Annotated in this window: 16 protein-coding genes; 7 read left to right on the top strand and 9 right to left on the bottom strand. The window is 40.6% G+C overall.

Going from position 1 to position 25,531, the window contains the following annotated elements:
- Positions 1-9 precede the first annotated feature (9 nt).
- The 3 genes from V7K50_RS28665 (at position 10) to V7K50_RS28655 (ending at position 5,298) form a co-directional block, all read left to right on the top strand.
- A complete protein-coding gene (locus tag V7K50_RS28665) occupies positions 10-2,094 on the top strand; it encodes a dynamin family protein (protein WP_334966095.1) in 2,085 nt (694 codons plus the stop codon).
- 147 nt (positions 2,095-2,241) lie between these two features.
- Positions 2,242-4,485: a dynamin family protein gene (locus V7K50_RS28660; RefSeq protein WP_334966173.1), complete on the top strand. Its 2,244-nt coding sequence runs from the start codon at positions 2,242-2,244 to the stop codon at positions 4,483-4,485.
- Positions 4,486-4,602: 117 nt separating this feature from the next.
- Entirely contained in the window at positions 4,603-5,298 is a 696-nt protein-coding gene (locus V7K50_RS28655) for a DUF305 domain-containing protein (protein ID WP_334966093.1), read from the top strand.
- A 427-nt stretch (positions 5,299-5,725) separates the two neighbouring features.
- On the opposite strand, the gene V7K50_RS28650 is transcribed toward V7K50_RS28655, so the two are convergent.
- The 6 genes from V7K50_RS28650 to lepB (V7K50_RS28625) form a co-directional block, all read right to left on the bottom strand.
- The gene (locus tag V7K50_RS28650) at positions 5,726-7,105 is read right to left on the bottom strand and encodes a hybrid sensor histidine kinase/response regulator (protein ID WP_334966091.1); all 1,380 of its coding nucleotides are present in this window, start codon (positions 7,103-7,105) and stop codon (positions 5,726-5,728) included.
- 143 nt (positions 7,106-7,248) lie between these two features.
- Positions 7,249-9,084 (bottom strand): GGDEF/EAL domain-containing response regulator, encoded by a 1,836-nt coding sequence (locus V7K50_RS28645; RefSeq protein ID WP_334966089.1) that lies wholly within the window; start codon positions 9,082-9,084, stop codon positions 7,249-7,251.
- A complete protein-coding gene (locus V7K50_RS28640; RefSeq protein WP_334966087.1) occupies positions 9,081-12,788 on the bottom strand; it encodes an ATP-binding protein in 3,708 nt (1,235 codons plus the stop codon). The genes V7K50_RS28645 and V7K50_RS28640 overlap by 4 nt, the downstream gene beginning before the upstream one ends.
- A 504-nt stretch (positions 12,789-13,292) precedes the next feature.
- Positions 13,293-14,084, bottom strand: a complete 792-nt coding sequence (locus tag V7K50_RS28635; RefSeq protein ID WP_334966171.1) for an MOSC domain-containing protein — start codon at positions 14,082-14,084, stop codon at positions 13,293-13,295.
- On the bottom strand, positions 14,084-14,695 hold the full coding sequence (gene lepB, locus V7K50_RS28630) for a signal peptidase I (RefSeq protein ID WP_334966086.1): 612 nt from the start codon (positions 14,693-14,695) through the stop codon (positions 14,084-14,086). Before lepB (V7K50_RS28630) ends, V7K50_RS28635 begins: the two co-directional genes overlap by 1 nt.
- A 349-nt stretch (positions 14,696-15,044) precedes the next feature.
- Positions 15,045-15,698, bottom strand: a complete 654-nt coding sequence (gene lepB, locus V7K50_RS28625) for a signal peptidase I (RefSeq protein ID WP_334966084.1) — start codon at positions 15,696-15,698, stop codon at positions 15,045-15,047.
- Positions 15,699-16,014: 316 nt separating this feature from the next.
- Between lepB (V7K50_RS28625) and V7K50_RS28620 the strand changes: the two genes are divergently transcribed.
- Together V7K50_RS28620 and V7K50_RS28615 are read left to right on the top strand one after the other, a co-directional pair.
- Positions 16,015-17,334: a dihydroorotase gene (locus V7K50_RS28620; RefSeq protein ID WP_334966082.1), complete on the top strand. Its 1,320-nt coding sequence runs from the start codon at positions 16,015-16,017 to the stop codon at positions 17,332-17,334.
- 598 nt (positions 17,335-17,932) lie between these two features.
- A complete protein-coding gene (locus V7K50_RS28615; protein WP_334966080.1) occupies positions 17,933-19,108 on the top strand; it encodes a patatin-like phospholipase family protein in 1,176 nt (391 codons plus the stop codon).
- A 1,302-nt stretch (positions 19,109-20,410) separates the two neighbouring features.
- On the opposite strand, the gene tsaE is transcribed toward V7K50_RS28615, so the two are convergent.
- Together tsaE and V7K50_RS28605 are read right to left on the bottom strand one after the other, a co-directional pair.
- Positions 20,411-20,866, bottom strand: coding sequence for a tRNA (adenosine(37)-N6)-threonylcarbamoyltransferase complex ATPase subunit type 1 TsaE (tsaE, locus tag V7K50_RS28610; protein ID WP_334966078.1), 456 nt, complete (start codon positions 20,864-20,866; stop codon positions 20,411-20,413).
- A 47-nt stretch (positions 20,867-20,913) separates the two neighbouring features.
- Positions 20,914-22,326 (bottom strand): gluconeogenesis factor YvcK family protein, encoded by a 1,413-nt coding sequence (locus V7K50_RS28605; RefSeq protein ID WP_334966076.1) that lies wholly within the window; start codon positions 22,324-22,326, stop codon positions 20,914-20,916.
- Between the two features lie 167 nt (positions 22,327-22,493).
- On the opposite strand from V7K50_RS28605, the gene ruvC reads away from it, so the two are divergent.
- Positions 22,494-22,985, top strand: coding sequence for a crossover junction endodeoxyribonuclease RuvC (gene ruvC / locus V7K50_RS28600; protein ID WP_334966169.1), 492 nt, complete (start codon positions 22,494-22,496; stop codon positions 22,983-22,985).
- Positions 22,986-23,445: 460 nt separating this feature from the next.
- Positions 23,446-24,159: a conjugal transfer protein TrbI gene (locus tag V7K50_RS28595; protein WP_334966074.1), complete on the top strand. Its 714-nt coding sequence runs from the start codon at positions 23,446-23,448 to the stop codon at positions 24,157-24,159.
- Here the strand turns inward: V7K50_RS28595 and V7K50_RS28590 are convergent.
- Complete coding sequence (locus V7K50_RS28590; protein WP_334966072.1) at positions 24,145-24,267, bottom strand: hypothetical protein; 123 nt, start codon at positions 24,265-24,267, stop codon at positions 24,145-24,147. The genes V7K50_RS28595 and V7K50_RS28590 overlap by 15 nt on opposite strands.
- Positions 24,268-25,531: the final 1,264 nt, after the last annotated feature.

Raw genomic sequence — 25,531 nt, 5'->3', positions numbered from 1 at the left:
GGTATAACTATGACGACTGATCAAGTAGTAAATGACAGATTTATCCAAGATTTAGAGCGTGTTGCTCAAGTGCGATCGGAGATTTCTGTATGTTTAAGTAAACTTGCTGAAACAATTAATCAAGCTGAGTTGGCTGGAGACTCTTCATCAGGGAAACTCAGTTTAGAGCGAGATATTGAAGATATTACTGTAGCTAGTAAAAACCTCCGTCAAGGTGTATTTCGCCTTTTAGTTTTGGGCGACATGAAACGGGGAAAAAGTACGTTTCTCAATGCCTTAATTGGTGAAAAATTATTACCGAGCGATGTTAACCCTTGCACCGCAGTCTTAACAATTTTACGCTATGGAGCAGAAAAGAAAGTTACCATTCATTTTAATGATGGGAAAAGTCCACAACAGCTAGATTTCCAGAACTTTAAATATAAATATACCATTGATCCGGCTGAAGCGAAAAAACTGGAGCAGGAGAAAAAACAAGCATTTCCCGATGTGGATTATGCAGTAGTTGAGTATCCCTTAACGCTACTAGAAAAGGGAATTGAAATTGTTGATAGTCCAGGGTTGAATGATACAGAAGCGCGAAACGAATTATCTTTGGGTTATGTAAATAATTGCCATGCAATTTTGTTTGTCATGAGAGCTTCTCAACCTTGTACCTTGGGTGAGCGTCGCTACCTAGAGAATTATATCAAAGGTCGTGGATTGACGGTTTTCTTCTTAGTTAATGCTTGGGATCAAGTGCGGGAATCATTGATTGATCCTGATGATGTCGAAGAATTACAAGCATCTGAGAATAGATTACGGCAAGTATTTAATGCGAATTTGGCAGAATATTGTTCTGTAGAGGGTCAAAATATTTATGACGAACGGGTGTTTGAGCTTTCGTCAATTCAAGCACTCAGACAACGATTGAAAAATCCCCAAGCTGATTTAGAGGGGACTGGCTTTCCAAAATTTATGGAAGCCCTTAATACTTTTCTTACCAGAGAACGTGCGATCGCAGAACTCCGTCAAGTCAGAACCTTAGCAAGACTTGCCTGCAATCATACCCGCGAAGCAGTAGCTAGACGCATACCATTACTTGACCAAGATGTAAATGAATTAAAAAAACGGATTGATTCAGTCGAACCAGAGTTTAACAAACTCACAGGTATTCGAGATGAATTCCAAAAAGAGATTATCAATACCAGAGACACTCAAGCAAGAACGATTTCCGAATCTTTTCGCAGCTACGTTTTAAACTTAGGTAATACCTTTGAAAACGACTTCTTACGCTATCAGCCAGAATTAAATTTGTTTGATTTTCTCAGTAGTGGTAAACGAGAAGCATTTAACACCGCACTACAAAAAGCCTTTGAGCAATATATCACTGACAAATCTGCTGCTTGGACATTAACTGCTGAAAAAGATATCAATGCAGCTTTTAAAGAACTTTCTCGCAGTGCTGCACAATATGGCGCGTCTTATAGTCAAGTCACAGATCAAATAACAGAAAAGCTCACAGGACAAGACGTAAAGGTAAATACCACTACGACTGCTGAAGAAGATAACTCTCCTGGCTGGGCAAAATGGGCGATGGGATTGTTATCACTGTCTAAGGGAAATCTTGCTGGTTTCGCACTAGCCGGGGCTGGATTTGATTGGAAAAATATCTTGTTAAACTACTTCACTGTAATCGGCATTGGTGGGATAATTTCGGCAGTGACAGGTATTTTGCTTGGACCTATCGGGTTTGCACTGCTAGGTTTGGGAGTAGGATTTTTGCAAGCAGATCAAGCCCGTAAAGAGTTAGTTAAAACAGCGAAAAAAGAGTTAGTTAAACATCTACCCCAAATCGCCCATGAGCAATCTCAGGTTGTCTATAGTGCGGTGAAAGAGTGTTTTGACTCTTACGAAAGAGAAGTTAGCAAACGGATTAACGATGATATTGTATCTCGTAAATCTGAATTAGATAATCTAGTCAAACAGAAACAAAACCGCGAAATAAATCGTGAGGGTGAGTTCAATCGATTAAAAAAATTACAGGAAGATGTAATAGCTCAGTTGCAAAAAATTGAGGCAGCATATAGCAATTTATTAGCTTACTATAGTTGATAAATCTTGTTACTCTCGTTCCCAGCTAGAAGCTGGGAATGCCTACTTGGAGGGCTACCGCCTCCTATAACCATAAGAAAGTGAGGCGGAGCCTCAATGATTTGCATTCCCAGCCTGGAGGCTGGGAACGAGGAAGATAAGGTAATTATGCAACAACAGTATGAAGGTTATAAGGATTTAGCAGATTCTCTGAAGTCTGCATCTGCATTACTACATTTAGAACGCAAATCGCAACTACATCAAGATATAATTGCCATCTGCAATCATCTCGTTAATCCTAGCTTTCGGATTGCGGTATTTGGCCCCTTTAATCATGGAAAGTCTACCCTATTGAATGCCATGTTGGGGAATCGTACCTTACCGATTGATTTAATTCCCACCACAGGCGCAGCAATTACTGTTAAGTATGGCTCTGATGTGCGAACTCGCATCATGTTGGTAGATGGTACAGAAATCTATCGCAGTGGTACAGAAGTTTTACAGCAATTTGCCATTCTTGATGGCAATAGACAAATGCGAAAGGATGTCGCATCTGTGGAAGTTTTTTGTCCCCATCCTTTTTTGGAAACGGGTGTAGAATTTCTAGACTTACCGGGAACAAATGATCGAGATGAACAAGATAATTTAGTTAGAGAAAAACTTTTAAGTGCAGATTTAGTTATCCAATTATTAGATGCACGGAAGTTAATGACTTTAGGTGAACGGGAAAATTTACGAGATTGGCTATTAGATCGCGGAATTAAAACAGTTATCTTTGTTGCCAATTTTATTAACTTACTCGAACCCGACGAGCAAAAACAAATTCAAAATCGCCTGGTATTTGTTGCAGAAAGCTTTCGAGCCGAATTACCTCCAGGTTTTAGTAATTTATATCGCGTTGATGCCTTACCTGCCTTAAGAGCCAGATTAAAAGGCGATGTTGCGGCTGCTAATAGTAGCGGTTTAGCAGCTTTTGAAACAGCGTTGCAAAATATTGTCGGGATTTTGCAACCAAATCGTGGTATTGTGCGTTTGCCAAGAGTGGAAGCGATCGCTTCTCAAATCCAATTCTCATTAAAAGCTAAAATTGACCCGATTGCTGTTGAAATAAAATCCTTTGATGATAAACAAAATAGCAAAACTGAAATTAAACAAAAAGCAGCCAATTTAATTTATAAAGGTTTTACTACTAGCCTAGGAGAGTTACGCGATTGGCTAGCATTACCCAAGTTACTCACAAAATATCAAGCTGATGCAGCAGTTGCATTGGCAGAAAATAACTTTAAAGCTTGGCAAATAAATACTCTTAAAAAAGACCTGACTCAATTGCAATTTGCGGCGGTGAAATGGCTTTATCAAGCTTACGAATTTTTCCAAGAAGAACGACCGCAAGATTTATTAATTCCCTTCCCTAGCGAACCACAAGTAATACTACCCTCAAAGCCCAGCAATACCGATGATTTGAGTGAACCCGGTTCCATCGCTGTTGGTGGTGGTATTGGTTGGTTGTTAGGCGGTCCAGTGGGTGCTGCTGTCGTCGGCAGTATTTCTTATCTGTTAAACAAGAATATCCAAAAACAAGACGATCAATTAGCAAAGGAATCTTATCATCAGGAAGTTGCTAAACTTTGTATAACTGCAACTGAAAATTATTTTTCTGACTTCAGTATTCAAGCATTATCAATTTTGACTGAATATGAACAGAAAGCCGAAAAAGTAATTTGCTTTGAATTTAGTCAAGAACCGCTAGAAATTACTAATAAACGTGAAAACTTGCAGCAATTACAAAATGCTTTTAATCAGTTGCTACGAGAGTTAGAAAAAGTCAAAATCGTCTCAAATCATCAATATTATAAAGAAATACCCAAATCTAACAACACTAATAGAAAATATTCGCCACAGCCAAAGAGAGTTCAAACTTCCCCTGAAAAAGATCCTAGTGTTAAGCGACAACAGGAAAATACTATTAAGAATACTGGGACAAGGGTAGAATCTGTTTCTGCACCACCGCCAAAAGCTTCTCCCTCTCCACGGAAAGAAGAGGTGGAGGCGAAATTTCGTGATTGGGAACTCAATGAGGAAATAGCGCGAATGAAAGCAGAGATGCGTAGCCCTAATGCTTGTCGTCAGACATCGCCAGATTCTCAAACTGGTAAACAGCAAAATACAACTCAAAGCAACAAAGCACCCAGTCAACCCAAAACCCAGACGGAAAAAGATAAAATCACTCGCGCCTACAGCATTTTAGGATTGCAAACTAATGCTTCTTTGGCTGAGGTAAAGCAAGCTTATCGAACTTTAGTAAAAAAATGGCATCCAGATTTGTTTGTGAATCAGCCGCAACTGCTAAAACAAGCACAAGAAAAAATGCACTTAGTTAATGAAGCTTACACAATTTTGAGTGATAAATGAACAATCATATCCCCAACTTTTCAAAGAATCGGGGATTTTTAGATTTCATCCTAATTTCATTTCTGGCTGTAAAGCTAAGAAGTAAATATAGAATTAAGAAACTGTTAGGTGAAATTTATGCAACTGCTATCTTTGAGGAATGGCTTTTTGGTATTAACCCTGAGTGCGATCGCTTCAGCCAGTGGGTTAATGACAGCCTGTACCAATACTGCTTCCCAGAACCAAAGCCAAGCCCCAAACACAACCGCTACCAATAGTAGCGATAAGCAACAGATGAACCACGGTAGTGGGATGAATCACAGCATGGGAATGGATTTAGGCCCAGCCGATGCTAACTTTGATTTACGGTTTATCGATGCTATGATACCACACCATCAAGGGGCTGTGGAAATGGCTAAAGAAGCGCAGCAGAAATCAAAACATCCTGAAATCAAAAAGCTAGCAGACAATATCATCAAATCGCAGAACCAAGAAATCACTCAGATGAAACAGTGGCGACAAGCTTGGTATCCCAAGGCGGGAGATAAACCAATGGCTTATGATAGTCAAATGGGGCATACGATGGAAATGTCGTCTGACCAAATGCAAGCCATGATGATGAGTCAAAACTTAGGTGCAGCCGATCCTAACTTTGATTTGCGTTTTATCAATGCGATGATTCCTCACCATGAAGGGGCTGTAACAATGGCAAAAGATGTGTTAAGTAAGTCTAAGCGCCCTGAAGTCAAGCAATTAGCCCAAGAAATTATTAAGGCACAAAATACAGAGATTAAGCAAATGCAGCAGTGGCGAAAAACCTGGTATAACAAGTGATAAGCTAATGGGCATTTAAGTTGCATAATCAAGGCGCTCATGTTGCCCACCCCACAAGATGTTGAGAACATTTTAATATGCAAATTAGATGTGTTTTAGCTTAGTAATTAGTAATTACTAATTAAGACATAGGATAAACCTTGATATCGGATCGTCAATATTTACTGTAAGTAGAGAGGCGTAAAGAATTAAAGGTTTATAGTGTACCCCTTTGAGGATCTTGCTACGCGTAGCGTCTCGCAGAGAGGACTAAAATCCTGACTACAAAATAATAAGCTAAAAATCCTTTAATTTGCATCCTCAAAAAAATGAATCTCTTGTGGGGTGGGCAACATGAGCGCCCTAGTTGTGCAATCTTATTTGCGCGACAGCTTATCAAGATTTTTTACAATAATTGTTCGTTTGAAAACCCAGTCCCCAGTCCCTTTTACGATTTTGAAAATTGCGATGAGATATCAGGTTGTTCTATGGGAATTTCGATCGCAAACTCTGCTCCTTTGCCAACAGATGAGGTACAAGTAATATTGCCTCGGTGTTTTTGGACAACAATCTGATAGCTAATGGATAATCCTAGTCCACTACCTTTGCCTACAGGCTTTGTGGTAAAAAATGGGTCAAATAAACGCGATCGCAACGACTCTTCAATACCAAGACCATTATCAGCGATCGCAATTTTGACCATATCTAAGTTTATCACTTCTGTATGAATCTGAATTTGGGGAGTAGGGAGTAGGGAGTGGGGAGTAGAAAATTGATTCTCTACTCCCCACTCGCCATTACTCCTTATCTCCAGAGGCGACCCCACCTTCCCCACTCTCTCTTCTATTGCATCAATAGCATTATTCAACAGATGCATAAATACTTGATTTAGTTCACTCGCATAACAAGTGACTAGGGGCAAGTTCCCATAATCTTTCACTACAACAATTGCCGGACGATCGGCTGCTTCCCTGAGTCGATGTTGTAACATCACCAAAGTATTTTCAATGTCTTCATGGATATTTACCCGCTTCATCTGTGCTTCATCATGCCGAGAGAAGTGTTGTAGCGCCAGTACAATTTCCCGAATGCGATCAGATCCCCTATACATTGCACTTATAAGGTTTTGCAGATCCTCAATCATAAAATTCAGGTCTATATCTTGGGCTATTTCCTGGATTTTTGGTGTGGGTTTGGGATATTCCTGTTGATAGACCTCAATCATATTCACTAGGTCTTGGACATATTGACCAGCATATTGGAGATTACCATAAATAAAACTGATCGGGTTATTAATCTCATGAGCCAGCCCAGCCACTAACTGTCCCAGCGCCACCATCTTTTCATTCTGAATTTGTTGAACTTGAGAGGCTTGCAAGTTGTCAAGTGCCTGTTGGAGTAGAAAGTTTTTTTCTTCGAGTTTAACTTGAAGTAAACGTAAATTAATCTGATTTTCAATTCGCAACACCACCTCTGCCCCATGAAAAGGTTTTGCAATATAATCTACACCACCAACATCAAAGGCTTTTACCTTATCGACAACATCATCTAGGGCACTAATAAAAATTACTGGGATTTCACAAGTTTTATCGTCAGCTTTCAGTTGTTGGCAAACTTCATAGCCATCCATCCCTGGCATATTGATATCCAGCAAAATCACATCGGGCAAAACCATTTTACATGCAGTTAGCGCCATTTTACCGTTTAGGGCTTTGCGAACTTCAAAACCTTGTGCAGTCAGCATCGCCGATAAAAGCCGCAAATTATCTGGGGTGTCATCGACCACCAAAACATTTCTTTTATGATGGTTAGTTTGGTTAAAATGCATTATTATCAAGAGCTATGGGTATAGACATCTCCAAAAATTAATTATACGTTGTCCAAAACCCTTCGTATGCACAATTTATAAATTGTGCATACGTTATTTTCACTAAATTCCTAATGAAATTTTTCCCAGGTATTATTTGATAGCTACCATTGGGGTGCTGCGGCAAGCAACTTAAGAACCAGTTGTTGTTCTATAGGTTGAGAAAACAGATATCCCTGAGCAAAATTACAGTTTAAACTTCTTAATTGGGCTAACTGTTCTTCTGTTTCGACACCTTCAGCGATCGCACTCATGCCCATTGAGTTGGCAATGCTAATCATTGCTGGTACTAACCCCATATTCTCTTTGTTCTCCTGCATTCGCTTGACGAAAGATTGATCAATTTTCAGGGCATCGAAAGGAAAACTATGCAGATAACTCAATGATGAATATCCTGTACCAAAATCATCCATAATCAACTTGATTTTTCGCTGCTTTAGTTGTTCAAGAATTATTTTAATTGCATAACTATTTTCCATAATTACACTTTCTGTAATTTCTAATTCTAAGTACTCAGGATTTATTTTCTTTTCATAAATTATTCGGTCAATTTGTTCTACCAAATTGGTCTGTAAAAATAACCTAGCACTTAAATTGATACTAATAGTTAGAGGTTCTGGTGTCACTGGATGATGTTGCCAGACACTTAATTGATGACAAGCTGACTGTAATACCCAAGTATTGATGGCATTAATCAAACCTGTTTCTTCGGCGATCGGAATAAATTCTATGGGAGAAACTAGACCACGAATTGGATGTCGCCAACGCACCAAGGCTTCAAATCCACAAATTCTGCCTGTAGTCAGCGAAACAATTGGCTGATAGTAAACAAGGAATTCTCGCCTTTCAATAGCCCTTCGCAAGTCATTTTCTAACTCTAAAAGCTGAATAGCTTCCTGATGCATCGCCGGATTGAAAACGTGATATTTGCCTCTTCCTTGAGCCTTAGCCCGATACATTGCCGTATCAGCATCCCGCAGCAAATACTCTGGGCGTTCGTAATCTTTATTGCCCCAACTAATACCAATACTGGCATTCATAAATACTTCATATCTTGACAGTTTAAAAGTAACTGATAGCTGTTGTATAATCTGTTCAGCAACTTGAATTGCTATGTTGATATCTGTAATATTTTCTATGAGAATTCCAAATTCGTCACCGCCTAATCGTGCTAGAGTATCAATAGATACAAGACATGATTGCAGGCGACGACCGATGGCTATCAGCAATTCATCTCCCACCAAATGACCAAGGGAATCATTGACAACTTTGAAGCGATCGCAGTCCAAAAAAAGTACCGCAAACTGATAACTAGATTCTTGTTTAGCCCGATTGAGAGCATATTCTAGTCGCCTGATAAACAAAACTCGGTTTGGCAATCCAGTCAGTGAATCATGCAGTGCTATATCTAGTAGTTTACTTTGCAATTTCTGGCGAGAATCGATTTCTTCTTGGAGTTTCTCTAGAGCTTTTTCTAGCTCCAAAGTTCGCTCTTTTACCCGATCTTCTAGTTCAACATTTAGTTTCAATATTTCTAATTGCGCCGATCTCAATGCCAGTTGATTTTTCACGCGCACTAAAACTTCTTGAAACTCAAAAGGTTTGGTGATGTAGTCTACACCACCCACCTTAAAAGCTTTAACTTTGTCCAAAACATCATCTAAAGCGCTAATAAAAATCACCGGAATATCGGCTGTTAGTTCCCAAGCTTTAAAGGTCTGACAAATTCCATAGCCATCTACTTCTGGCATCATAATATCGAGTAGAATCAAATCTGGTAATAATGTCTGAGTTGCTGTCAGTGCCATTTGCCAGTTTAAGGCTTTACGAACGTTATACCCTTCCCTTGTTAATATGGAGGATAGAACCCGGAGGTTGTCGGCCATATCGTCAATGATCAAAATATCTTTTTTATCAGGGTCTAAATGCTCGTAATTCATTTTACGTTTGTTTTAGTCAATTCCATGATTTTCTCAAACTGGTAGTTATTTGCTAAATTCCTGAGGGCTTGGAAAACTTGACCATTATCTGATGGAATTTGCTTGAGTAACTCCAAAATCAGTTCATCGCTACAGCTGGCTGCGGCATAGTGGATCTTTTCGAGCCACTCAGGTGACATTTGTGATAAAAGGCTCACCAGTTCGGCAACACTGACAAACATCTGTGTAGGTTGATCGAGAACTACACCTTTTGTAGTTTCTACTTGGTTGGTATACTTTAAATCCAGATGTTGGCTGAGTTTTTCCAATAATACTTCCTGTGTGAATGGCTTGCGAATAAAATCATCGCAGCCAATGGATAAAATTTTCTGGCGTTCTTCCTCAAAGGCGCTAGCAGTTAGGGCAATAATGATCGTGTGTGTATTGGAGCAATCTGGCGTTGCTCCAGACAATTCGCAAGGGGGAGCCAAGGCTGTTGGCATCCACTTTGCAAAGGCGGATGCACCAGAAGCATCATTTCCCATAACAACAGTTGCTTCTAGTGAGGGAGAAGCTTTGTGTAGAACTTTCAGAACCTCGCAGTCGCCTGAATTGGGTAATCCTTGAGTCAGGTTCTGGCTCGGCGATGATGCTAGTTGTTTCAATTTTGGGAACCTCCACAACGTATTGGCTGCCCCATACCCTATTTGTTTAGCTTTAATCATTCTTGTGGCTTCGTAGCCATCCATAACCGGCATTCGCATATCCATAAAAATCAAGTGTGGTTGCCAAGATTCCCAATTAGCGATCGCTTCACTACCATCAGTAGCTTCCCTGACTTCAAAGCCTAGAGATGTGAGAATTTTGACTAGCAACAGACGGCTTTCTTTGGAGTCGTCAACTACTAAGATACGGTATACTTTCTCAATTGGTGCTAAACCTCTAATTTGGGATTTAATTTTGTTTGTCGGTATTTTTATGGGACAAGTTAGAGCAATCTGAATATCAAAGGCAAATGTGCTACCGACACCAGGCATACTGCTGACAGTAATATCTCCTCCCATGAGTTGCACGTATTTGCGGCTAATGGCTAAACCCAATCCCGTGCCTTGTTGTGATTTTCTGCCGATTTCAGTTTGCTCAAAAGCCTCAAATAGCAAGCCAATTTCTTGTGGGGCAATACCACAACCGGTGTCTTGTATCTCGAAGATTAGGGATTGGGGATTAGGGGGTAAAGGGGAGAATGAAGAATTACCTCTTTCACCTCTGCTCCCTCCTTCCTGCTCACCAGTTCCCAGTCCCCAGTCCCCAATCCCCAGTCCCCAGCGATGCACTGAGCTTGTCGTTGGCGCAGCCTCTCGTAGAGAAGTGTCCCCAGTCCCCAGTCTCACCCTTAACGTCACGCTCCCCGTATCAGTAAATTTGATGGCGTTTTCCAAGAGGTTGATCAAGACTTGATACAGTTTATGTTCGTCTGTTTCTATGTAATTAGGAATATCTTCTGTATATTCAAACAGCAATTCTAAATTTCTCGATGCAGCCCGCAAGTGCAACATCTCTTCTAAGTTCTTCAACAGATGAATTAAGTCAAAGCTACTGCAATTTAATGTGATTCTGCCAGCTTCGATTTTGGACATTTCTAGAATGTCGTTAATTAAGTTGAGTAGATGTTCGCCAGCACGATTAATAATTGCCAAATTTTCTTGATGTTCGTTGGATAGTGAATAATCTCGGCTCATGATTTGGCTAAAACCAAGAATTGCATTCAGTGGGGTACGTAGTTCGTGGCTCATATTGGCGAGGAATTCGCTTTTGGCGAGGTTGGCGGCGGCGCTGCGTGCGGCTTCCCGAACGGCTGCTTGTTGTTCCTGTGCCGCGATTTCTTGCGATTTAATCAGTTCTTCTTGGGTGCTTTGCAGTTCCTCGATCAGTTGCTGGAATTCTTCAGTACGTTTTTTTACTTTAGCCTCTAAGGTGCGATTGTATTCTGCTAATAAATTTTCTGTTTGTTTGCGTTGGCTGATATCAAAAAATGTGGCGATCGCAAAAGCCAGATTCCCCGATTCATCATAAATTGGTTTTCCTAAAACCTCAATAGGAGTAATCTTTTCACAACAGCGAATTTCCATATCATCAATTCTGGCGCTTTCCCCTTGCAATGCTCTCAAAATTGGAAAGCGATCGCTGGGGTAAAGTTGATCTGTCCCGGCAAGGTAAGCTTGATATACCTCTGATAATTGTTCAGCGCTAACTTCTGCGATTGCTCCTTGCCCAAGAATTTGCTGCCCAATTTTATTTGTATAATAAGGTTCACCTTCCGCATCGATAATAAGTACACCTACTGGCATGGCTTCTAAAAACTGAGTTAGCTGACTCTGACTGTGAGATAGCGCCTCATTTAAGACTTGCATCTCGGCATTCTTTGCTGACAAAGCACTAAAGGATGCTTGAAGTTGCTTTGCCATAATTTCAAATGACTTGGCTAGTTCTCCCAGTTCATCGGAACGCTGAATTTCTGATGTTTGCTCCCATTCACCTTGAGCAATTTTTTTCGCTGATGCGTTTAATTGTAAAATCGGCTTAATTACCCAACGAGCCGTCAAAATCCCAATTCTTATAGCTACTAAAAAAGCAACTATGCAAAGCAAAATAGTAATGCGAGTGTTGGCGTTAATTTGCTCCATAAATTCGCCTTCGGGAATCACCGCCACAATTAGCCAATCTAAACCCAGTTTGTCCCTCCAGCTTTTTACCTGCACAAAATAACGCATTCCATCGGCGGTAAAACTTAGCTGTTCCTTCCCCACAACAGACTTAAGACTGCCAAAGCGTTTGATTAAAGACTGTGTTGTGAGTCTAATTAAAGAATCTTGACTATCTAATGCTGATCGACGTTTTCCTTTGCCATTAACGATGGTATATGGTGGATTGCTAGTAGAAGAAGCCACTATTAACCCAGAACGCTCTAAAATAAAAGTTTTACCCGAACGCTCGACATTTAATTTAGCTAAAAAGTTGCTGATTTGTGACAATATCAAATCGATACCAATCACCCCAACAAGTTTGTGAGTTTTATCGTAAACAGGATAGCTGGAAGATATGGATAAAATTTCTGGTTTATCTTCCCATTGATAAATTTGACTCCAGACGGGTTTGCCTATTTTGATTGCATCTGCATACCACGCTTCTGCACGAGGATCATAATTTTTGACTTGCTGTAACTGGCGGCGATTGCCTTTCTGGTCTGTATTGTAAACATAAAGTTTTCCGATGCCATGCTTTTCGGTAACTTCATTAATTAAGAGCGTGCCATTATCTAAACGTTCAATGCCGATAAATTCACCTTTGGGGTTGGCAAAGTTGTTATAGCCAACATCAAAAACCTGCATTTGTTTCCAAAAGTAATTTCCGGTGGTTTTAAAGTCTGAAAGGTTGAGCAAACCTAGCTCAATCGCATCTAAATTGATTTGATTGATTTGCTTTGGGTTTGTTAAATAGTCATCAAGATGCTGCTCAATGCGATCGCAGATTTCACTTTCTAATTGACTAGCAAGCTTATTTACCGCTTTTTGGCCGTTTTGATACGAAAGATATCCCACAAGCCCCACCGCCCCACAAATTTGCAATATAAAGGGCACAATCAGAACATATCTCAGGGGCATCTTGGCATAAACTTTGCCAACTAACCGATTAATAGATTTGGCGGGCTGAAGTTTGGATAACATTGTTGTTTAATTCTTCACCAGCATATAGTAGGTGTATTTTTGCCCTATTAGCTACACTCAATCTCAATATAATTACGGAATAAAATCGCTTGGTTCATGATTTCATTGTATACTTGTTTAACTGGCTGAGTTCCTCCAATGCTTAACTTTCAAACTTTGCTTAGGCGTAGCCGGTTGTAAACATCGTCTATAGGGGAGGAGTAAGCCATCGCAGGTGAATTTGCTTAGTTTTATCTGCCAATATGTCAACAGATTTTCTCTGAATGAACTGAAATTTGACCGATAAGCTCCAGTATGGCATTATAAAATCCCGGTCGCCATTAGCACCCAATCCTAAATTGAATTTTTAATTGCTGATGTCTTAATTGTCCGGTCTGAAAACCTCTGGACTTGTATAAAAACTTATCTTTAACTACAACAATTTTAAAATTGTCATGCAAATACACAGCCAAAACAAAAAAAATCCCAAAAAATTTACTTAGTATTTTTTATTTTAAATAAATATTAATTTTGTTGTGGAAGTATGTCAACCTCATCGCCAAGCTGTAAAACTTTTCCGGCTGACAATGGGCGTAATTGGGTATTGACACTCAATCTGTAAAAGTGATTAAAAGGCGATGAAGCAACCCAATTTGGCAGAGTTGCTTGTCGCTGGGTTGCAAAGATTTTTTGAAAGTTTGGGTAAACTTTCCCTAAGTAAGAATCCCGTGTTGGGACTATACAACGCTGACATGGGTTAACCCCAAAAAATTGCACATCTCCTACTTGAAAGGAGACTAAATCACCTTGTTCACTAAATAGCCGATCTTCCCAAAATGCTGGGACACCCCCAATCTCGATGTTGGCACGCATCCGACGGCGCATTTCATCTACACTTAAACCGGGAAACCAAGAAGCTACTTCTACCAAAGTTGCCGTACTAATTACCGTTGGGCCAAGTGAGTGTGTATCGTCAGGAAAACCCATCAGAGAGTTTTGCTTCAATGTGACAGCAAACTCAAAAAAATCACTTAAAATTGCTTCTAATGCTTGCCGATCTTCATCCAGATGAAAAATTTGTTGTGAGTCGCCACCTGGGATTTGCAACGAGATAGTTCTATTTAAGACGGCAAATTGCGCCCTTAATAAATGGATTTTAGGATGACGCTTGCCATTGACAAATCTACCCTGTTCGTCAAAAATTGCAAACTCACGGTCAGATTGTAGTGCGCCACTGGCAAGGACTCTAGCGTTCTCAACTTCAACACCATCCAGTGACTTAACAGGATACAGCAAAATCTTTGCTAGATAAGGCATCATGGATATAGTGGCGATTTATTTATTCCTCCAATATGACTTAGAGGCCAGAAACGAACTACAGCAAGTCCAATAAGATTTTGGCGGGGGACGACACCCCAGCAGCGTCCATCGTAACTGCTATTACGATTGTCACCCAGTACCAAGTATGAATCGGGTGGTATAGTCTGGGGTTTTGCCAAAAAAGGTGCCTGTGGCATTGATTGGCAAACATCAATGACTGTAGTCTGCCCAGAACTGAGGTAATTACCTTCTGAGAGGGGTTTGTTGTTGATGTAGACTTTGCCATCCTGAAGTTGTATTTTTTCTCCGGGTAAGCCAATTATACGTTTAATAAAAGCATCCTTAAATTGTTGCTTTTTTAGCTCTTCTGTAGGTGAGAATACTACTATATCTCCCCTCTGCGGGTTAGCAAATTTATACTTCAACTTATCGACAATGATTTTGTCTGCTTCCCATTGGTTTGGCGTACCATGCAGAGTTGGTTCCATCGCGCCAGAGGGAATCCAACGAGCTTCGACAAACTTAATATAAACAAGAATATAGAGACCAATTAACCCTGAGACTAATACACTACTGTATACAACAATATTACGGATGATCTTGGGCATACCACATCCTCCTTCGTTTTTCCTCAAAGCTAGCTGATTGCTCAAGCGAAGAATATAACAGTCTTAAATCATTCTTCAGCAAGAGCATCAAGCTAATTATCCCTCAAACCCATGATTCTTGTTCTTGAAAAGAGACTTTACTGGCACTTAGGAATGAGGATTAAATTAGATCCATAACTTTTTCTGGGGGCATGGCACTGAAATGCTTCTATGCAGGAAATCTGGAAGTTAATAAATCCTTATTCCTTAAGTGTAATCGCTAAATTTTTGAATCAAGTATACAGAGGTGCAGTCAGAAAAATTGGGGTAGTAATAAGTTAAGTGAGAAGGTGGAAATGTTTACCCATCTTTATGGAGTTTTTTGTGGATATAGTGGCGACTTATCAAGGCCACCAATATGATTTAGAGGCCAGAAGCGAAATACAGCACGTCCAATAATATTCTGGCGGGGGACAACACCCCAGCAGCGGCCATCATAACTGTTGTTACGATTGTCACCTAGTACTAAATATGAATCAGCCGGTACAGTCTGAGGTTTCGTCAAAAAAGGTGGATCTGGCCTTGATTGGCAAACATCAATGATTGTGGTTTGCCCAGAACTGAGGTAATTAGCTTCTGGAAGGGGTTTGTTGTTGATATAGACTTTGCCATCCTTAAGTTGTACTTTTTCTCCAGGTAAGCCAATTACACGCTTAATGAAAGCATCCTTAAATTGTTCTTTTTGTAACTCTTGTGTGGGTGAAAATACTACAATATCTCCCCTCTGTGGTTCAGCAAATTTATACTTCAACTTATCGACAATAATTTTATCTGCCTCCCACTGGTTATCAACACCATGCAGAGTCGGTTCCATCGATCCAGAAGGAATCCAGCGTGCTTCTGCAACAAAGGTGCGAATTCCCAGAGCTAAAACAATGCTCAAGACAATGGTTCTACCTAGCTCTGCGATCCAAGAATTATCGGGTTGTTGACTAGAATTGTTATCAGACACTTGATTATGCATGAAATTACTTAACTGAATGAAAAATGTAGGTAATTAACTCACCTAGTGAGACTTGATCTGTTAATCTTAACGGGAAAACTTTAATTTCCTAGTCATGTTTGCCTCTTGACTACCAATTTTAGATTGTGGACTTCGGTGTGAGCGCCAAAGGTGCGAACTAAAATTCCAAATCGATTGACGGGGTTCTTCATACAATTAAAAATAAACTTTTTTTTAAGACACGGCAAAAATTGGTTACTCCGATCGCGAATAAGTTTAACCTAAAAGCATGGTTCTCTGTAATACATAGTTTCCTGTCTGAACTTTAGTTATCCCTATGTCATCTCCAAAAAACTTACTGATTCGCCGCGCTCGCATAATTCTACCCAATGGTGAACTGATGATTGGGGATGTATTGACGCGCGATCGCCAAATAGTCGAAGTTGCGCCAGAAATCTCCCAAACAGCACTAGTCACTGAAGTTGACGCAGAAGGGTTAACTTTGTTGCCAGGAGTGATTGATCCGCAGGTGCATTTCCGCGAACCGGGGCTAGAACACAAGGAAGATTTATTCACCGCCAGTTGTGCCTGTGCTAAAGGTGGAGTCACTTCTTTTTTAGAAATGCCCAATACGCGCCCCTTGACAACGACACAGCAGGCTTTAGACGATAAGCTAGAACGTGCCTCACATAAGTCCTTAGTTAATTATGGATTTTTTATTGGGGCAACGGCAGAAAATTTACCAGATTTGCTTTTAGCAAAGCCAACACCGGGAATTAAGATTTTTATGGGGTCGATGCATGGTCAATTGCTAATTGATGGTGAAACAGCACTGGAAGCGATATTTGCTAAAGGCCATCGCTTGATTGCCGTTCATGCCGAAGACCAAGCTAGAATTAACCAACGTCGCCAAGAATTTGCCAACATTCACGATGTAGCCGTTCACTCTCAAATTCAAGATAATCAAGCGGCATTGCTGGCAACTCAACTGGCATTAAAACTTTCTCACAAATATCAACGTCGTCTGCATATTCTGCACTTATCAACGGCTGAAGAAGCAGAGTTACTGCGTCAAGATAAACCGAGTTGGGTGACAGCAGAGGTAACGCCACAGCATTTGTTGTTGAATACTAGTGCTTATGAAACAATTGGCACATTAGCACAAATGAATCCACCTTTGCGATCGCCCCACGATAACGAAGTTCTCTGGCAAGCTTTGCGCGATGGCGTGATTGATTTCATCGCTACAGATCATGCCCCGCACACCTTAGAAGAAAAAGCTCAAGAATATCCCAATAGCCCTTCGGGAATGCCTGGGGTAGAAACTTCCCTAGCTTTGATGCTAACTGCGGCGATGGAAGGAAAGTGTACTGTGGCTCAAGTTGTGAACTGGATGTCTAAAGCTGTAGCTGTAGCTTATGGTATTCCCAATAAGGGTGCGATCGCGCCTGGTTATGATGCCGATTTAGTCCTTGTAGATTTAAATACATACCGTCCAGTGCGGCGGGAGGAACTTTTAACTAAATGCCATTGGAGTCCCTTTGAGGGCTGGAACCTCACCGGCTGGGCTACAACCACCATTGTCGGCGGTGAGATAGTTTATGACAAAGGCCAGGTAAATACGCAAGTCCGGGGTCAAGCTTTAACTTTCTTATAGCAAATATTTATTTAACATTACGTAGTAGACGGATAATTTTACATCAAAGTCATACTTGAACTGGCAAGATTTTCATCTATCCAGAGTCAAGACTAGACCAATGCGGTTTGGTTAAAGCTAAAAGGCGAAAATCCTTGTTTTTCTACCTTTACTCTTTTAACCAAAGAGTATTGATATTATGTCCGCTTGAATACTTACTAAACCCGAAGAACCCAACCCCGCCAAAGCTGTGCTTTGTCTCCCCTCCCGAAGAACTCTTAGGCGCTGGGGGTGGGGTGCAATGACTGTGGGAATCATAACTAATTATCCGGGCTTGATATGACTTGTCCCTGGCTCAGAAATTGCAACTTGAAACCCTAAATTTATTTGTAAGTGTTTCAAGTCAAATCTTCGGGAGCATCCCAAATGTGCAAAAACCTTGATAGCCCTCATCCCTTAACCCCTTCTCCCGTCTTTGGGAGAAGGGGAACTAGAATTATGTCTCCCCTCTCCCTTCATATGGGAGAGGGGCTGGGGGTGAGGGAAAAGATTTAAGCTTGCATTGGGATGCTCCCAAATCTTCAATAACTACTCATAGAAATAATCAAGGAGAATTACAATGTCTTTCCGAATTTTAGCTTTAGATGGTGGTGGTGTTCGTGGAGTCATTGCAGCACGAATACTTCAACAAGTAGAACAAGAAATTAGAAATCAGGGTAAAGGAAACTTTTTACACGAATACTTTGACCTGATTGCTGGTACTTCTACTGGTTCAATGTTAACAGGAGGGATTGCTATGGGAAAGGAGAGTGATGAACTAATTAAAATGTATCTAGATCGGGGTAAAGATATATTTCCAACCTATAGAAAAGACCGCTATAAAAACTTCCCGCCCATCATAAAATCCATTTTGGATGTACTTTCACCACCTAAATATTCTCATGATGGAATTACTAGCGTCCTCAAAGAGGCGTATAAATCCACAAGAATGAAGGATATTGAAAAACCCATTATTTTGATTCTTGCTTACGATACGCTATATCGCAACACAACCTTTTTTACAAATTGTCATCCCGACGTAGGAGACAAATGGTACGATGATTGTTATTTATGGGAAATATGTACCGCTTCTGCTTCAGCACCCACTTTTTTTCCACCATATAAACTAGAACCTGTAGATAAAGAAAAATTTGGTGATTGGCAATTTCCCCATATTGATGGAGGGGTTTCTGCTAACAACCCCTCTCTCGCCGCTTTGAGTCTAGTTATGAGGATCAGTCAATCTTCAGTCTCTCCAGCAATCAAGCAGAAATATAAACTGGATAATCTGCGATTGGAAGATATTTCTATCCTTTCTATTGGCACAGGTCAAACTGGTGAACCATATCAATATGAGCAAATAAGCAAGTGGAGAGGCTTCGACTGGGCAAAAAATCTGACTAACATCTTTATGGAACCTACATCTGAGATTGGTACTACAATTTGCCGGCAAATCATGGGTGGATACGATTCTAAACGTTATTTACGTCTTCAGTTTGACTTAAATGAGACATTTAAACCCAAGCCAAAAGAGACTTATAAAGATCCTCGCATTGTATTACCTCCAGAAGATCGAAAAAACCGATTTACAGGCGAAAAAGTAAGTCAAGAAATAGATAACACTAATTCCGAGATTCTTCAGCAGTTAATAGATACTACCTCTATATTCATTGATCATGGTCGTACATATTATACCAGAAACGACTCCGGTCCTCTGGTAAAAAATGCGATCGCTTCTTTCGTTAGAGATAATTAGTAGTCGTTAGTCCTGGATTTTAAGCCCTGAAGTGCTGACTACAAATTCATCAAAATTAATCAAACAGACTTCTAGTGGGGAGCATCTCAGCGAAAGCAAATATACTAGGCGATTAGAAATCGCGGCTACACAAACGTACTCCTTTGGAGAACCCGTTGGCGCAGCCTCTCGAAGAGAAGGGTAGAATTTGAAACCCAGCTCGCTGGGTAAAGTCTCGTATAGCCGCCTTCGCAGAGGCATCATTGTATTCGGTAGGGTAGGTTTCTTTTTACACTTTTTTAATGCTCCCCTCATAGTGCATCCACTTAGGCATATTAAGGTCAACTATAGTGGTTATCGCTTGGATGCAATACAGTTTGACCTCTCTCCAAACCTCTTCCTAAAAGGAGAGAGGCTTTGAATATTACTCCCCAACGCTAGTAGGGAAGGGGCTGGGGGTTAGGTCTGTATTGCACTAAACTGAGAACCGCTATAATTTCGGATAAAACATCTCGTATTTCTACAGAAGTTATCGTAGAAATACGAGATGTTTTAGTTAATATATTCTTGAATTAAGTGCTAATTACAGATGTGAATATCAGAATTTGTTGCTAGTTAAAATTATTAGAACTAATTTCATCCAACTATAAACTAGTTTATTTTTTTGTATAGATTGTGAATCTAACTTGGGAATACTAAGCGTAAGGAAAGTTAGACGAATTATACACAAGTTGATTATTGCTTAACTTTTCTCTACTAGCTTTCGCTACTAAATAATCCAGATTACTTCTCTGAATGATCGTAGGAAACTAATCTGGTTCAACTAAGCTGACTAAGTTTTGTAAAAATTCTCATTTAACCCAACAACAGTTTATTTAAATTCGCTTGATTCGGACTGTAAATCAGTTTTTAAGGATAAGGGTACGGGGAGACAAGGGGAAGTTGTCTCAAGACTGGCTTTTCACGGTATCTGGAAAACCTCTCTAAATCTCCTGCATCTGGCTTGTGTTTCAGGTGGGGTATTAATCCCCATCTAATTTCTCCCCTTGTCCCTTTGTCTCTTTTTTAAGAGGGGTGAAGGCAAAAACTCAACCTATTTGTGCCTCTGTTTTTAGCTTTAACTGAACCCTATTGCAATATATCTGCTGTTGAACAGTTCTTTCGTTTATTTTTGGCTGAGATAACAATGTTAGTGACTTATAGCGGCGAGCGTGGTAGTGGCAGATAGGACGAGCGTGGAGTTCTCCCTCGGCTATTTGCAGAAATTTTTTAATGTTGCGACGGGAAAAGTGAAATCCCTTGTACTTCAGTGAGGAAATGAGCTTAAATCGCGGTAATGACTTTGCTAATGACGCAATTGAATGGTATGAGTTCGACTTGACGAGCGCCCTCATGCCCATAAGTCAAACTCACACTCAGATAACTATCTGGCTTGTAGGGTAAACGTTCTGCCCATTCAACTGCCACAATTCCTGGTATGAGTTCAACACCTTCCCAGTAACTTTCTAAATTCAGGGCTGCAACTTCTTGTGGCTCTAAGCGGTATAAATCTAGATGGTAAAGGGGGAGGCGTCCTTCCGTGTACTCATTAATCAGCGTGAAAGTTGGACTGACAATGGGTTCAGCAATTCCCAAACCTTTGCCAATGCCTTGAACGAGGGTAGTTTTACCAGCGCCTAAATCACCTTCTAGTAAAATTACACTGCCAGGGGTCAGAGATTCACCAAGAGTAATACCTAAGCGTAGCGTCGCCTCTGTATCTGCAAGAAAAATTTTCATAATTCATCATTAGTCATTGGTCATGAGTCAAAACAAAGGACTAATGACTAATTTTCATTTTCCTTAATTTTGAATTTTGAATTTTGAATTCCCCGAAGGGGCTGACCTCTACCGTACCACCGCAATAACACTCGTGCTAGTTTCTGCGGATTATGACGCACAAAACCCGTTTCATCTTCATACAAAACATTAGCTGGAACAATCCTTCGCCCTAGCTGAGTTACGGCTTCTCTATCCAGGAAAACGGGATGGGAATTTTGTTGGGCGTAGCGGATGAGTGATTGCTCGGAGGGAGATTTTTTGTGTATTAGCACAGCATCGAATAGCCGTCTTTGTCCACAAGCAGCATCAATTGCTCTAATGTGGTCGGCAACAGTGTAGCCTTCAGTTTCTCCTGGTTGAGTCATTATATTGCAGATATAAATACGAGGCACATCTGTTTGAGCGATCGCATCGGCAATTTCTGGTACTAATAAATTAGGAATCAGGCTGGTATAAAGGCTACCTGGGCCAATAATAATGTAATCAGCTTCTTTAAGTGCCTTAATAGCTGCTGGCACCGCCGGAGGATTAGCTGGAATGCAGCCAATTTTGACAATTTTACCGCCAGCTTTGGGAATGCTAGACTCCCCATCAATGCGACGGCCATCAGCCAATTCTGCCCAGAGGCGAACATCACTGAGAGTTGCTGGTAGTACTTGTCCCCGTACCGCTAGCACTTTGGAACTCGCTGCAACTGCTTGTTCTAAATCTCCAGTAATATCACTCATTGCCGTTAAAAACAAATTGCCAAAACTATGACCTGTCAACCCATCTCCAGCCCGAAAACGGTATTGAAACAATTCTGTTAATAACTTTTCTTCATCCGCTAGTGCAGCCAAACAATTGCGAATATCCCCTGGTGGTAACACTCCAAATTCTTGACGCAACCGCCCAGAAGATCCGCCATCATCGGCGACAGTGACGATGGCGGTAATATTAGCGCTGTAGGTTTTCAGTCCCCTCAACAACGTAGAAAGTCCTGTACCACCACCAATTACCACTATTTTCGGGCCTCGGTACAATTGACGATAGGCGAGCAAGACATCAATAAGTTCCTCCCCGCCTTCTGCTCTTAATACCTTTGTAATTGAGCCGACGGTGCGAGTTTGTCCCCAAAGCACTAACAGCAAGCCACCAAGCAGCACCAAAGGGCCGCTGATATAGTTGGGTAAGACGTCGGTAATTACTCCCAGGAAACCCCTAAGCAACTCGATTATCCAAAAAATGGGGGTTAGCTTAATCCAGATAGCTAACCCCAAACTCGCCAGCAGTACACCCCCAACACTGATCAACAACCAACGTTTTACCGATATTCCAGGGGATAACCATTTGAACCACTGGTTAACCCGATGGGAAGTACGAGAGCGCGACTGCTTTTGCAGGGCGTTGAGGGCTTGTCTGAGAAAACCAATTGACATACCTGATTCGGAGCAGTGCTACAAAGAATAATTAACTGAAAATCTACACCACTTGGTTTAAAACACGAGGCGTGAAACTATTATATTTTTCAATCCCATTAAGCAAGTGGTCAAAATTGCCAGTATTCCTAGTTAAACAATATTCTGGCTTGGTAAAAGTGAATTTAATGGAAAAACGAATTTTAGGATTAGATCCAGGACTAGCAATTTTAGGATTTGGGGCAATTAGCTGTATACAAACTCCTAACAAGGTGCCAGAGACTACAGTAAATATGCTGGATTTCGGGGTAATTAAAACGTCGGCAAATGTAGAAATGGCACAGCGCCTATGTACCTTATTCGATGATTTACACACCCTGATGGAAGAATTCCAACCAGATTTGGTGGCGATCGAGAAACTATTCTTCTATCGGATGTCAAATACAATCGTAGTTGCACAGGCGCGGGGTATAGTTATTTTAGTGTTGGGTCAGCGTCGTCTTCCTTATGTAGAGTTTACTCCTGCTCAAATTAAACAAGCTTTAACAGGGTATGGCAATGCGGATAAGTCGGAAGTGCAAGAGGCGGTGGCGCGGGAGTTGGATTTAGATGATATTCCTAAGCCGGATGACGCTGCGGATGCTTTAGCGGTGGCTTTGACGGCTTCTTATCAGCTTTAAAACAATAAAGTCCTTTATTAACTCTCACAGAGTAAAAATACTTAAGACACGATTAGTACGAGCGATCGCTTGAAATAAGGGACTGACAAAAAATAAAATCAGCATTCAAACTATTTTGAATGCTCTAGACAATAGTAGATAGTGCTTAAGCAAAAGGCTCCAATATGCCTAGAATCAAAATTGCCTAAATTACTTTATGACTAAGAACTTTGCCATCTCAGTAAAAGCTATAAAACTGTAGGGTGCGTTAGGATGAAATCTATAACGCACCAAATCCTTACGAATGGTGCGTTACGCTGTGGCTAACACACCCCGGATCTTTTTAAAAATCAAATAGTAGTCCTATAATCAATACTTTTATCTTCGGAATACGCTTATAGATAGGTTCAAAAACAGTCAGAAACAAACTCAGTGAATCGCCGTCATTAAATACATCACATACACAAAGGACGACCCTCTGATGACACGCTTACATCAATGGAAATCTGGAACTTCTGCACTTATGGCAATCGCCATTACTACAAGCGTCATTAGCCCTCTATTGGGCTTGGCTCCTGCTAATGCCCAATATAGAATTGGGCAAGACCGAACTGGGCAATACGGAAACACTACTATTCCTTCTGGGGTTGCTTTTCCTGTTACCTACGAAAAGGAGACAATTACTATTGCTCCTGGAGAAAGTAAATCTCTAACCCTGAGAATAGCGAACGATATTATCGACAGAAATAGAAATGTCTTGATTCCTGCTGGTACTAAAGTAAATGGACGGCTAGAATCTGTTGATTTAGATAATTATTCTAGAAATACAGATGAGAACCAAGGAAAAGGCGTGCGGTTTGTAGCCCAAGAGTTAGAATTTTCTAATGGTCAGCGTCAGTCAATTAATGCAAGTTCTCGAACATATACCACAACTCAAAAAGTTACACAGGGACCCAGCACAAATCAGGTTTTAACTGATGCAGCTATTGGTGGGGGTGCTGGTCTTTTAGGTTCACTACTTACTGGTAATCGCAGAATTGACGATTTAAAACCTGTTCTCGGTGCGGCTGCGGGTGCGGGTGCCAGTGTCCTGTTGCGGAAAAAAGAAGCAAATGTCTTTGTCCTCAGACCTGCACAGGATTTAAAGCTCACACTGAGTTCTAATTTGAATTTAGTACCATCATCCCGCTACTAGATTTAACTCTATTCCAGTTGTGATTAAAATCACCCATGACAGGCGATCGCTACTTTCACTATAGTGTGCGATCGCCTTCATTTTAACCGTGAAAAATCTATTTTCCAACAACTATTCTATCTCTGTATCGTCTGACTTGGTATCAATATTTATGAGAATAATTATTTTATTGCGCTCTGGAAAGAGGTAGAAAAGTTCGCTCTATTGTATTCTCTATCCAAAAGAGTATTCAAAATTAGGTAATATCCTGATACTTTTGTGAAGTAGTGGCGATCAAGGAGCCTTTATTGTGTTAATTCAAGGTTTCGGCTTAAGCGCATCTCTTGCAATTCCCGTAGTATTAAGTCTTTTAGCTCAAGGAGAAAAAGTAAAAGTATCGGTAGTTGAAAACGCCCGTCAGGTATCCACTAACAAGGAAATGATCCGATCCAAGCGCGAGCTAATCAGTGCCAATTCAACACCGAAAACATACTATGTTAGTGGTACTGGAGACGATAGTAATAACGGACTCTCTACTTCATCCGCTTTTAGGACAATTCAAAAGGCCGCAGACCTTACCAGCCCTGGCGATACAGTATTGATTATGAACGGATTATACACAAACTCACCCAAAGCTGGGAGTGTAGTAAGTATTAAACGTTCTGGAAGTGCAAATGCATGGATTAGGTATAAAGCATATCCTGGGCATTTGCCAAAAATTCAGCATAATACATGGAACGGGATCGAGATTTCCAATGGAGCTTCATATATCGAGATCAACGGGCTGGAGGTTATGGGAAACAATGCCAACATAACCCTTGATTATGCGATGAGTCAGAAAACTAACAAAACAAACCCCCTGACGAGCGGAAACTGCATCAGCGTGGATGGACGAAAAAATGGTCATAGTCACCATATACGTATTCTCAACAACAAGGTACATGATTGTGGAGGTGGAGGCATTTCAACGATTCAATCGGACTATGTGACAGTAGATAGTAACGTGGTGTTCGATAATGCTTGGTACAGCGTTTATGGTTGCAGTGGCATTTCAATGTTGAGCAATTGGAATTTTGACAACAACCAGGGATACAAGATGTTTGTCACCAACAACAAGACTTACAACAATCGAATGTACATCCCTTGGATTGCAGTTGGAAAGATCACAGACGGGAATGGGATTATTATCGATAGTTCAAGAAATCAGAACAACCCAAGTTTGGGTGCATATAAAGGACGGACTTTAGTTAAAAACAATCTGACATTTAATAATGGTGGATCGGGTATTCATGCATTTATAAGCGATCATGTTGATATTGTAAATAACACAGCCGTTTTAAATAATCAGAGTCCAGAAATTAAAGGAGGACAAATATTTGCTCGGATGTCATCT

It is taken from the genome of Nostoc sp. (assembly GCF_036917135.1).
Lineage (GTDB): Bacteria > Cyanobacteriota > Cyanobacteriia > Cyanobacteriales > Nostocaceae > Nostoc.
This window is presented reverse-complemented; position numbering and strand designations above follow the sequence as displayed.